The following is an 11,099-nucleotide window of genomic DNA, read 5'->3' on the forward strand; positions in this document are numbered from 1 at the left end:
AGCCACCACATCACGTTGTCTTCCCGTTCTTCTTGCAGGCCTCCGCCACGGTCTTCTCGTACCAGCCCATCTGTTGCGCCCTGCTCGACCGCAGAACCTCTCCTACCCGGTCTTGAATACGACTGCGTTCCTGAGCCGTGAAATCGGGCTCGGAGCTGAGCCGCTTCAAGTAGGTGTCCCCCTGGCCCACTTGGAAGGACACCCAGTAGTACACAAGGCGGGCGGGAGCGGTGGCGGGAGGGGCGCATGCGAAACGCACCACTTCGCGGGCGATCTGGTAACGAACGGTGCCGGTCGCCTCGCCGAAGACGAGTGGCACGGTCCAGTCGCTCTTCGTGGATGGTTCGGGATACCGGAGGCTGAGAGAGGTGTCTGTGATGGAAGTCGGCTCGGCAGGCAGACCGGCTCGGCGCAGGGCTTCCAGCGTCGCCTTCGCTTCCTCGGCGAGAGCGGAGATGCGCTCGGCGCGCGCCTCGGGCAGACAGATGCGGGGGGACTGCCCGGCACAGGCCAGGGTGCCGTGACCGGTGGTCCGTGGGCCTATGTAACTCCAGTCGCCGACCACGGAGAACGATCCGAACGCGCAGGCGAGGACGAGTGCTCCCGCGACGGCTCCTCGTAGCGCGCGAGAAACAGGTGCCCAGAGCAGCGCCATGGCGCAGGCGGAGCCGACGGCCAGCAGGAGAGGAGCCGCGAAGGCGGCGGGAGTGGGCAGTTCGCCGAACATCATCTTGCCGGCGAAGAGGCCGCTGAGATGCCGGGGCCACGGCGTCGACAGGCCGGTGGACCAGCCGACGGCCAGGAAGTCGGTGACCGCGACGACGGGCACTACGGAGATGTGCCGAATGGCGGCTCCGGCGGCGAATCCGACGACGCCGTGGGCGACGCAGAGCACCAGTCCGAAGGCCAGCAGGGTGAGGCCGGGCAGGTCGGGCGCAACCTGCCTTTGGACAAGGGCACACAGCGTGGGAAGGATGAGGAGCAACCAGGCCAGTGCGACAACGGGAGCCAGCTGCTGCGCGGCGATGGTGTAGCGCGATCGCACCGCGCCCAGCTTCCAGATCTCGGAGGCTCCCAGCTTCCGCGCCTCCCACGCGGCGAGACCCGAGGCAACCGCGAAGGCCACGGGCAGCAGGTTGCGCAGCACCGCGTCGACCACAGTGGCGGAGTAGCCCAGCGGATCGACGCGAAGATCGTCACCGAGATCGGTGGCGTAGTAGGCGAACACGAGAAGCAGGGCGACAGGGGCGACCCTCAGCGCACTGCTGGACCTGATGAGTGTGAGGGGTTTCACTTCTCGACTTCCTGGAGTGGTCCGAACAAGGGGCGTGGTGTCTCGCCGACGGCGAGACACCACGCTGCAGATCACTGATCAGGCGTCTTCGAGAGTGGTGTCGACTCCCGCGTAGGTCGCCCACAGCAGGCAGCACGCGTTGCTCCCGCCGCCGACGTTGTCGAGCTGGAAGAAGTAGTCCGACTCCTCGGGCAGACCGGTGTACTCGCCCCGGCTCGCGTAGGTCGAGCCGTCGAAACAGTTGGTGAAGGTCTTCTCGCCGTAGAAGTCGTTGGACGACAGCGCGTCGTAGTCCCACAACTCGACACCGGTGGTGTCCTTGCCGCCCTGCACGGTGCAGCCCTTGAAAATGATCTCCGAGTAGCTCTGGTCCGCCCAGTAGCGGGACTGTCCGTTGGAGCCGCCGCCGTCCGTCCACGAGTTGATGGTGCTCGACCAGTTGGCCCAGGCGCCGGAGGACATCGCAAGGACGAAGGCCGACGCCATCGCGACCACGGTGGACACACGCTTGGAAGATCTGCCCGACATGCGGGAACTCCTCATCTCTCACCCGGTGCGGCCCCCGGGGCCTGTCCACATCGGGCGAGGCGTGGAAGGTAGCGAACAGTTGATCTTGGAGTCAATGAAAAGTAAACAGCGAGTGTTTTCCTCGTCGGCCCGGTCGGTCGATACGGCTGCAAGCCGGACATGGGCGTGCCCCGCACGGCAGTTGAGGGAGCATCGGGCGCGCCCGGCGTTCGGCGTTCGGCCGCCGTCCACGGGTGGCCCGGCGTGGCAGGTGTCGAGTCGATGGGGCCCGCAAGCCGGAGTCCGGCACGGCTCGGCGCATCGGGACGGGGAGGCTCGCGTGAGGCGTCTGACCGATGGGTCACGTGTCGGTCGCATCGGCCGGCGACGCGACGCGTCGTCCGAGGCCGGAACGAGATGCCACGGAGACGGCCGGGGCCGCCACCCCCCACAGGAGAGGCCCCGGCCGTCGCGCGGCACGGGCCGCGCGGCGGCCCGTACTCTCTACAGCGCCGCGGCTGCGTTTTGTGTCACACCTCTCTGCGTCACGACTTAGTTGCATGCTGTACGAACATGGACGAGCAGCGGTTTCACGCCGTAACGTGCCTTTCGCGCCGGAGTGCGGGGGACGACAGGCCGCCGCAGCCGACCGCGGTCCTGGAGCCGCGGCCGGCGAACGACGACCACGACGGCGAGAACCCGGTCCGCGGAAGCGGCGCCGGCTTAGGCGCAAGAGAGGCGCGGTGCTGGGGGACGACGCGGAGCTGACCGCCGCGGTGCTTGCTGCACAGGACGGGGACGAGACCGCGTTCCGGACTGTGTACCGCACGGTGCACCCACGGCTGCTCGGATATGTACGGACGCTGGTCGGCGAGGCGGACGCGGAAGACGTCACGTCCGAGGCCTGGTTGCAGATCGCGCGTGACCTGGAGCGGTTCAGCGGCGATGCCGACCGGTTCCGCGGGTGGGCCGCCCGCATCGCCCGCAACCGGGCGCTCGACCACGTACGGATGCGCGGGCGGCGACCCGCGATAGGCGGCGACGAGACCGAACTGACCGGCAGGGCCGCCGAGTCCGACACCGCGGGTGAGGCCATCGAGGCACTCGCCACCGACAGCACCCTCTCGCTGATAGCCCAGCTCCCGCAGGACCAGGCGGAGGCCGTCGTCCTGCGCGTCGTCGTCGGCCTGGACGCCAAGTCGGCCGCGGAGACCCTCGGCAAGCGCCCGGGCGCGGTCCGCACGGCGGCCCACCGCGGCCTGAAGCGGCTCGCGGAGCTGCTCGGCGGCGACGCGGACACCGGCGGCGGACTCGGTGCCGTTCCCCCACAAAGAGGATCGCGCACACGCGCGGTGACGTCCGCGGGTGTGACGCATACGCGTTCGCGGACGCAGAAGGACATGTGATGGCCGACGAGCAGTACAGGTGGCTGGACCGCGAAGCGGCGGAGCGATTGCTGCGCGGTGAGCCGCTGGAAGCCGTCGACGCCGACTCCCGGGCCCAGGCGGAACGGCTTGCCGGCGCGCTCGGAGCGCTGTCCGCGGGACCCGTCCCGCACGACGCTGAACTCCCGGGCGAGGAAGCCGTGTTGGCCGCCTTCCGCAAGGCACGTACCAGCGGAGACGGCGAGGCCGTGCAGCTCGGCCGCCGTGCCCTCGCCCGTCCCGGGGCGCATGCGGCGGACGCCGGACTCGTACGGATCGGGCGGCCCGGAGTGGGCCGCCGTGGGGTCCGCTGGGGCCGTCCCGTGCGGGTCGGGCTCGCCGCGGCGCTGGCCGCGGGCATGATCGGCGGGGTCGCCGTGGCGGCCGGGACCGGCGTCCTGCCGACTCCGTTCCGTGACGACAAGCCCGCTCCGGCCGCCTCGGTCACCGCGGCCCGAACACCGGAACAGCCCCTCGTCTCGCCGTCGCCGGCGACTCCCGGCGGCTCCGGGACGCCGACGCCCGACGGCACCACGAACGGCCCCTCCGGCCCGACCTCGCCGGACGACCGGACGGACGACGACGCCACCCGGGGTACCCGGCCGGGCTCCAAGGGCAAGGAAGACTCCGACCGCACGCGCGAGTGGTGGAGGCGTACGCGGCTGTCCTGCCGCGACATCCTGGCCGGCAAGGACCTCGACGCGGGCCGCAGGCGCGGCCTGGAGGACGCGGCGGGCGGCAGTGGACGGGTGAAGACCTACTGCGCCGGACTGCTGAACCGGCTCGACGACCGCTCCGACCGCGACGAGGGCGACGGCAAGGGCTCCGGCCGTGACGACCGGGGAGACCAGGGGGACCAGGGCGACCAGGGCGGTGACGGCGACAGCCATCACATACTGCCCGGTGACGGCCACCACAACGGCGTCATCGGCACGCCGTCGCCCTCGTACTCCGCGCTGAGCCCACTGCTGCCCCGGACGTCACCGTCGCCGTCGCCGTCGCCGACGGCGGCGACGAGCGCCCTCACGTCGCTCCTCACCGCCCACTGAAAGCGCCGTGCGCACCCCGCCGCGGTGCGCGGGTCCTCGGCGCGTTGCCGCACCCGGCGCAGGGGCAGCGCCTCTGACCTGCGGTTTCGTACTTCTTTCAACTTTCTTCGGTCCGGGTGTGACGTTTTCGGCCGCCGCAACGCAGTAATGGGTGAGCCGACTGGTCATCGGCCGTAGCACGGAGCCGGGGTTCCCCCCGTACCCACGGCTCTGTGCACCTGGCGCGGGCGGGACACGTTCCCCCGGTCCCGCCCGCGCCCCACACCCTCTCCCGCGCCCCCGGCGCTCACCAGTACACGACGACCTTGTCGCCGTTGCGGACCTGTGCGAACAGGGCAGCGATCTTCCCCTCGTCCCGGACGTTGACGCAGCCGTGCGAAGCGCCGTAGTAGCCGCGGGCCGCGAAGTCCGAGGAGTAATGGACCGCCTGGCCCCCGCTGAAGAACATCGCGTAGGGCATGGCCGTGTGATAGATCGTCGACACGTGGTACCGCGACTTGAAATAGACGCTGAACACACCCTCGCGGGTCGGCGTGTACTGCGAACCGAACCGCACGTCCATCGCCGAGACGGTCTTCCCGTCGACCATCCAGCGCAGCGTCCGGCTCGTCTTGCTGATGCACAGCACCCGGCCCGTCATGCACCGCGGATCCGGCTTCGCGGCCGGCTGACCGCCATACGGGTACAGCTCCCAGGACGCCGGCTCGTGCGTCATCTTCCGCAGCCGCTGCCAGGTGACGGTGTCCAGCTCACCGGTGCGCGGCAGACCCCGCTTGCCCTGGAAGCCCTTGACCGCCTTCACCGTCGGGGAGTCGTACCTCCCCGTCGGCGCGGTGATGAGCCAGGCGACCTGGTGCAGCCGGGCCTGGAGCTCGCGGACGTCCCGGCCCTTGTCGCCCCGGGACCACAGGACCTTCGGGGCGGTGGCGCCCGGCTTGCCGCTCGGCTTCCCGCTCTCCTTGCCGTCCTCGGACGCCGACGGGCCGCCGCTGCCGCCGCGCACGGGCGGCGGCTGCTTCCCGTGGGCGTCCACGGCCTGCGCCGTGCAGCCGCTCAGCACGATGAGGGCCGCGAGCGCGGCCAGCGATCTCCCCATGCCCGTCGTACGCATTCGGACCCCCCGTTTCGCTGTTGTGTCACCTGAGATGCTCCCCGCGCGTGACCGGTTGCGAACTAGACGGCATGGTGGAGAGCGAGACACCGAAACGAAACGAAACGAACCGCGGAACAGGTCCGTGAACCGGTCTGTGAGGAAGGTCCCAGCGTGGGGCACTCCACCGGGCGCACGGCCGCCGCTACAGTCCGTCGCGAGGGTCGGATCCTACTAGTAAGTAGCTTCAGCGGGAGGCACAGCACATGGCGCGCGAATCCGAGTCCGGTCTGCCCATCGAGCCGGTGTACGGGCCGGAGGCTCTGGAGGGCTGGGACCCGTCCGAGAAGCTGGGCGCGCCGGGTTCGTACCCCTTCACCCGCGGTGTGTATCCGTCGATGTACACCGGCCGCCCGTGGACGATGCGGCAGTACGCCGGCTTCGGCACGGCCGTGGAGTCCAACGCCCGCTACAAGCAGCTGATCGCCAACGGCACCATGGGCCTGTCGGTCGCCTTCGACCTGCCCACCCAGATGGGCCACGACTCGGACGCGGCCATCGCGCACGGTGAGGTCGGCAAGGTCGGCGTCGCCATCGACTCGATCGACGACATGCGCGTGCTGTTCGGCGGGATCCCGCTGGACAAGGTCTCCACGTCGATGACCATCAACGCGCCCGCGTCGCTGCTCCTGCTGATGTACCAGCTGGTCGGCGAGGAGCAGGGCGTGCCGGCCGACCAGCTGACGGGCACGATCCAGAACGACGTGCTCAAGGAGTACATCGCGCGGGGCACGTACATCTTCCCGCCGAAGCCCTCGCTGCGTCTGATCGCGGACATCTTCAAGTACTGCAAGGCCGAGATCCCGAAGTGGAACACCATCTCGATCTCGGGCTACCACATGGCGGAGGCGGGTGCCTCGCCCGCGCAGGAGATCGCGTTCACCCTCGCCGACGGCATCGAGTACGTCCGCACGGCGGTCGCCGCCGGCATGGACGTGGACGACTTCGCCCCCCGCCTCTCCTTCTTCTTCGTCGCCCGCACGACGATCCTCGAAGAGGTCGCCAAGTTCCGTGCCGCGCGCAGGATCTGGGCCCGGGTCATGCGGGACGAGTTCGGCGCCAAGAACCCGAAGTCCCTCATGCTGCGCTTCCACACGCAGACCGCCGGCGTGCAGCTGACCGCGCAGCAGCCGGAGGTGAACCTGGTCCGCGTCGCCGTCCAGGGGCTGGCCGCCGTCCTCGGCGGCACGCAGTCCCTGCACACCAACTCCTTCGACGAGGCGATCGCGCTCCCCACCGACAAGTCCGCGCGCCTGGCGCTGCGCACCCAGCAGGTGCTGGCGTACGAGACGGACGTCACCGCCACCGTGGACCCCTTCGCGGGCTCGTACGTCATCGAGAAGATGACCGACGAGGTCGAGGCCGCGGCCGTCCGACTCATGGGCAAGGTCGAGGACCTGGGCGGGGCGGTCAACGCCATCGAGCACGGCTTCCAGAAGAACGAGATCGAGCGCTCGGCGTACCGGATCGCCCAGGAGACCGACTCGGGCGAGCGGGTCGTCGTCGGCGTCAACCGCTACACGGTCGATGTCGAGGAGCCCTACGAGCCGCTCCGCGTCGACCCGGCGATCGAGGCCCAGCAGGCCGAGCGCCTCGCGAAGCTGCGCGCCGAGCGCGACCAGGCCGCGGTGGACGCCGCCCTCGCCGACCTCAAGAAGGCGGCCGAGGGCACGGACAACGTCCTCTACCCGATGAAGGACGCCCTCCGTGCCCGCGCCACGGTCGGCGAGGTCTGCAACGCGCTGCGCGAGGTCTGGGGCACGTACGTGCCGTCCGACGCCTTCTGAGCCGGCCCGCGGTCCACGCCCGGACCGCCCCCGTCTCACCGGGCGAAACCCGTGGGTGGAGTGTCGCGCGCGCGTGCGACACTCCACCTCATGCTTGGTGTCATTGATCTGCCCACCTATCTGGCGGGCCTCGTGCTGATCGTGCTGCTGCCCGGTCCGAACTCGCTGTACGTGCTCTCGGTCGCGGCCCGCCGGGGCGTCCGCGCCGGTTACACCGCCGCCGCCGGCGTGTGGTGCGGGGACACCGTGCTGATGACGCTGTCGGCGGCGGGCGTCGCCTCGCTGCTGCAGGCGAACGCCGTGCTGTTCGGGATCGTGAAGTACGCGGGCGCCGGCTATCTGACGTGGCTGGCGGTCGGAATGCTGCGGGCCGCCCGGGGGATGTGGCGGACCCGGCGGGAGCGGGTCGTGGAGTCCGGCGAGGCCGTGGAGGCCGCCGGGGAACGGCCGTACCGGCGCGCGCTCGTGATCAGCCTGTTCAACCCGAAGGCGATCCTGTTCTTCGTCGCCTTCTTCGTGCAGTTCGTGGACCCGGGCTACGCCCACCCCGCCCTGTCCTTCGTGGTCCTGGGCGCCTTCGCGCAGCTCGCCAGCTTCCTCTACCTCACGGCGCTGATCTTCAGCGGCACCCGGTTGGCGTCGGCCTTCCGCAGGCGCAAGCGGCTGTCCGCGGGTGCCACGACCGCCGCGGGCGCCCTCTTCCTCGGCTTCGCCGTGAAGCTCACGCTCGCCAGCGCCTGACGCTCCGCCGGCCGGTCGGCCGGCGGTCCGCTCACCGCAGGCCCACGCCGGCCGCGTACGACGCGAGACCCTCCGCCGAGGTGCCCGCCCAGCCGACGTAACCGTCCGGGCGGACGAGGAACAGGCCGCGCCCGTAGGCGTCGTGGTCCGCGATCCGGAGGGTGCGGGCGCCGGAGAGGTGCGGCAGGTCCGTGTCCGTGCCGACCGCCAGCAGCGTCCACCGCGGCCCCCGGAAGGCGTCGAAGAGGCGTACGCCGTCGCGGATGCCGTCGGGGGCGCGGTCGCCCGCGTGCAGCGCGTCCTCGGCGAGGCCCGAGCGGGTCTCCACCGCGAGCGTGCGGTCGCGGTAGCCGAGCCCGAGCTGCTGGGTGGCCGCCCCGCGCCGGACCTCGCCGCGGTGGACCCGCGTGGACAGGCCGAGCATGTCGGCGGCGTTGGGCAGCCGTTCCTCCTCGTACGAGTCGAGGAGTGCGTCGGGCGCCCCGTCGCGCAGCACCGCGCCGAGCTTCCAGCCCAGGTTGTACGCGTCCTGGATGCTGGTGTTGAGGCCCTGTCCGCCGGCGGGGGAGTGGATGTGCGCGGCGTCCCCGGCGAGGAACACGCGGCCCGCGCGGAAGCGTTCGGCGAGCCCCGTGCGCGGGCGGAAGTCCGAGGCCCAGCGGACCTCGGTCACCGCGTCGGGCGCCAGGTGCGTGCGGGCGGCGACCACCTTGCGGATGGCGTCGGGGGACAGGTCGACGTCCGTGCCCTCGGGGAACTGGGCCGTGAGCTGGAAGTCGTCGGTGCCCGCGAGGGGGCAGAGCGCGAGGAATCCCCCGCCCTCCCCGGCCGGCAGGAAGACGTGCCAGTTGTCGCGGTCGAGCCCGCTGACGCGGACGTCGGCCACCAGGGTCGGACTCGGGTCCACGGTCTCGCCCGTCATGCCGATCCCGAGCGCGCGTCGCACCGCGGAACGGCCTCCGTCGGCGGCGACCGCGTACCGCGCACGGACGGGCGGGCCGGCGGCGAAGCGGGCGGTCACCCCGTCCGCGTCCTGGGAGAGCGAGACGAGTTCCCGCCCGAAGGCGACCTCGCCGCCCAGTTCCTCCAGCCGCGCGAAGAGGATCTCCTGCGTGCGCCACTGGGGCACCATCCACGGCGTGGTGTACGGCGCGGTCTCGCTCGCAGGGCTCTCGTCGAACATCCGGTGCTCGGCCTGCCGCTCGCCGTCGCGCCAGATCATGCCGACCGGGTAGGGGCCGCCGGCCCGCTGGATCGCGTCGTGCACGCCGAGGTCGTCGAGGACCTCCAGGGTGCGGGGCTGGAGTCCCTTGCCGCGCGAGCCGGGGAAGAGCGCGGCGGAGCGCTCCACCACGAGTGCGGGCACGCCGCGCCGGGCGAGGTCGACGGCGAGGGCGAGTCCGGTGGGGCCGGCCCCCACGACGAGTACGTCCGTGCCGACGCGTGCGTCCTTGTCCACGACCATCTCCTTAACGCTGTTAAGTTCCATGACCGCAGCATGCGCTTAACAGCGTTAAACTGTCAAGCGTGGTCACTCAGAGAGCCCCCAAGCTGGACAAGAAGCAGGTCGTCGCCACCGCGCTGCGGCTGCTGAACGAGGCCGGTCTCGACGGCCTCACCCTCCGCGCCATCGCCAAGGAGCTGAACGTCCAGGCGCCGGCCCTGTACTGGCACTTCAAGAACAAGCAGGAACTGCTCGACGAGATGGCGACGGAGATGTACCGGCGCATGGTCGACGACGCCCGGGGCACGGCCGACACCACCTGGCAGCAGCGCCTCCTGACCGCCAACCGCGCACTGCGCACCGCGCTGCTGAGCTACCGCGACGGCGCCAAGGTCTTCAGCGGCTCACGCTTCACCGGCACCCTGCACGCGGTCGAGATGGAGCGGACCCTGCGGCTGTTCACCGAGGCCGGCCACACCCTCGCCCAGGCGGTCCGCGCGACGACGACGGCTTTCCTCTACACGATCGGCTACGTCACCGAGGAACAGGGCGTCCAGCCCCTGCCGGGGGAGCGCCGCGAGGGGTACGACGTCGAAGAACGCGCCCGCCTGATGGCCGACTTCCCCCTGTCGGCCGCGGCGGGCGCGGAGATCTTCGAGGACTACGACCAGCACTTCGAGGAAGGGCTGGCCCTGGTGATCGCGGGCATCGAGGCCCGCTACGGCGCGGGAGGAGACTCCCGCTAGCCGCGGCCCGTGCGGGCGTTGCGGATCACCCGGGTGACGACGGGCGGCAGCAGGTCGGCGGCCAGACGGCGCCCGCGGCGGCGCGCGGGGCGCGGGGCCGGCGTGGCGGAGGCGGGCGCGCCGTCCGGTGCGGCACCCCCCGGGGACGGCGCGAACCGCGCGGGCGGGAACTCCGGTGCCCTCATGCCGTCCGATTTGAGGCGGACGATGCGGTGGCCGGCCGCCTCCTGGACGCTGAGCCGGCAGTCCCCGCGCCCGCGCGCCATCGCCAGCAGCTCCTCCTGCACGGGGCCGGGATCGCCCCAGGTGCCGTACAGCTTCTGCGTGCTCAGACAGATCGGGCGAAGGCCCCGGTTGAGCACGGCCTCCCACACGGCGATCGAGACGCCCGGCGTGTGCTCCGAGCGGAAGTCGTCCAGGACCACCACCCCGCCGGGCAGCAGCACGTCGTGGGCGGCGCCGATGTCGCCGTGCACGTGCTCGTACAGGTGCGAGGCGTCGATGTGGACGAACCGGCAGGAGCCGGGAGCGACCTCGGCGGGGACGCGGGAACTGGGGCCCTGGAGGACGCGGGGCAGGGTGTCGTGGAAGGAGAGGTAGTTCTCCTCGAAGGCGCGCCGGGTGAGCGTGCGGTACGACTTCGTCGACTCCGCCTCGTTGGCGTCGTCGGGTGCGTCGCCCTCGAAGAGGTCGCACACGGTGTAGCGCTCGTCCTCCCGCGGGCGGCGCCCCAGGAAGATCGCGCTCTTGCCCAGGTAGACCCCGACCTCCAGCAGGTCGCCCCGGACGCCGGTGCCCTCCTGCCGGTCGAGGAACCAGTCGAAGAGCACCTGGTCGAGAACGGGGAACCAGCCGGGGACGTCGTCGAGCGTGCGGGGCGGCCGGGTCGTGCCGGGTACGGCTGTCATGAGGAGAGATCACTCCCTGGCGGAGCTGGCGGGGTACGGGGACTGCCGT

10 protein-coding genes are annotated in these 11,099 nt (G+C 71.2%); 5 read left to right on the forward strand and 5 right to left on the reverse strand.

Going from position 1 to position 11,099, the window contains the following annotated elements:
* Positions 1-10: 10 nt before the first annotated feature.
* Both ACSYGO_RS28595 and ACSYGO_RS28600 read right to left on the reverse strand, forming a co-directional pair.
* Positions 11-1,294, reverse strand: a complete 1,284-nt coding sequence (locus ACSYGO_RS28595) for a hypothetical protein (RefSeq protein WP_460388154.1) — start codon at positions 1,292-1,294, stop codon at positions 11-13.
* A gap of 78 nt (positions 1,295-1,372) precedes the next feature.
* Positions 1,373-1,822 carry a hypothetical protein gene (locus ACSYGO_RS28600; RefSeq protein WP_432189773.1) on the reverse strand — a complete coding sequence of 150 codons (450 nt, stop codon included), beginning with the start codon at positions 1,820-1,822 and terminating at the stop codon, positions 1,373-1,375.
* Between the two features lie 722 nt (positions 1,823-2,544).
* Here ACSYGO_RS28600 and ACSYGO_RS28605 point away from each other — a divergent pair.
* Together ACSYGO_RS28605 and ACSYGO_RS28610 are read left to right on the forward strand one after the other, a co-directional pair.
* Positions 2,545-3,207, forward strand: a complete 663-nt coding sequence (locus ACSYGO_RS28605; RefSeq protein WP_028802944.1) for an RNA polymerase sigma factor — start codon at positions 2,545-2,547, stop codon at positions 3,205-3,207.
* Positions 3,207-4,274: a hypothetical protein gene (locus ACSYGO_RS28610; RefSeq protein WP_460388156.1), complete on the forward strand. Its 1,068-nt coding sequence runs from the start codon at positions 3,207-3,209 to the stop codon at positions 4,272-4,274. The genes ACSYGO_RS28605 and ACSYGO_RS28610 overlap by 1 nt, the downstream gene beginning before the upstream one ends.
* A 286-nt stretch (positions 4,275-4,560) precedes the next feature.
* Here ACSYGO_RS28610 and ACSYGO_RS28615 read toward each other — a convergent pair whose 3' ends face one another.
* A complete protein-coding gene (locus tag ACSYGO_RS28615) occupies positions 4,561-5,385 on the reverse strand; it encodes a L,D-transpeptidase family protein (protein WP_432189771.1) in 825 nt (274 codons plus the stop codon).
* Between the two features lie 245 nt (positions 5,386-5,630).
* Here ACSYGO_RS28615 and ACSYGO_RS28620 point away from each other — a divergent pair, with 245 nt between their 5' ends.
* Together ACSYGO_RS28620 and leuE are read left to right on the forward strand one after the other, a co-directional pair.
* Entirely contained in the window at positions 5,631-7,211 is a 1,581-nt protein-coding gene (locus ACSYGO_RS28620; protein WP_426677339.1) for an acyl-CoA mutase large subunit family protein, read from the forward strand.
* Between the two features lie 90 nt (positions 7,212-7,301).
* Positions 7,302-7,952, forward strand: coding sequence for a leucine efflux protein LeuE (gene leuE / locus ACSYGO_RS28625; protein ID WP_426677338.1), 651 nt, complete (start codon positions 7,302-7,304; stop codon positions 7,950-7,952).
* A gap of 31 nt (positions 7,953-7,983) precedes the next feature.
* On the opposite strand, the gene ACSYGO_RS28630 is transcribed toward leuE, so the two are convergent.
* The gene (locus ACSYGO_RS28630) at positions 7,984-9,417 is read right to left on the reverse strand and encodes an FAD-dependent oxidoreductase (RefSeq protein ID WP_460389772.1); all 1,434 of its coding nucleotides are present in this window, start codon (positions 9,415-9,417) and stop codon (positions 7,984-7,986) included.
* 62 nt (positions 9,418-9,479) lie between these two features.
* Between ACSYGO_RS28630 and ACSYGO_RS28635 the strand changes: the two genes are divergently transcribed.
* Positions 9,480-10,142 (forward strand): TetR/AcrR family transcriptional regulator, encoded by a 663-nt coding sequence (locus ACSYGO_RS28635; RefSeq protein ID WP_426677336.1) that lies wholly within the window; start codon positions 9,480-9,482, stop codon positions 10,140-10,142.
* On the opposite strand, the gene ACSYGO_RS28640 is transcribed toward ACSYGO_RS28635, so the two are convergent.
* Positions 10,139-11,050 (reverse strand): class I SAM-dependent methyltransferase, encoded by a 912-nt coding sequence (locus tag ACSYGO_RS28640; RefSeq protein ID WP_460388159.1) that lies wholly within the window; start codon positions 11,048-11,050, stop codon positions 10,139-10,141. The genes ACSYGO_RS28635 and ACSYGO_RS28640 overlap by 4 nt on opposite strands.
* Between the last annotated feature and the right edge of the window lie 49 nt (positions 11,051-11,099).

It is taken from the genome of Streptomyces krungchingensis (assembly GCF_054729265.1).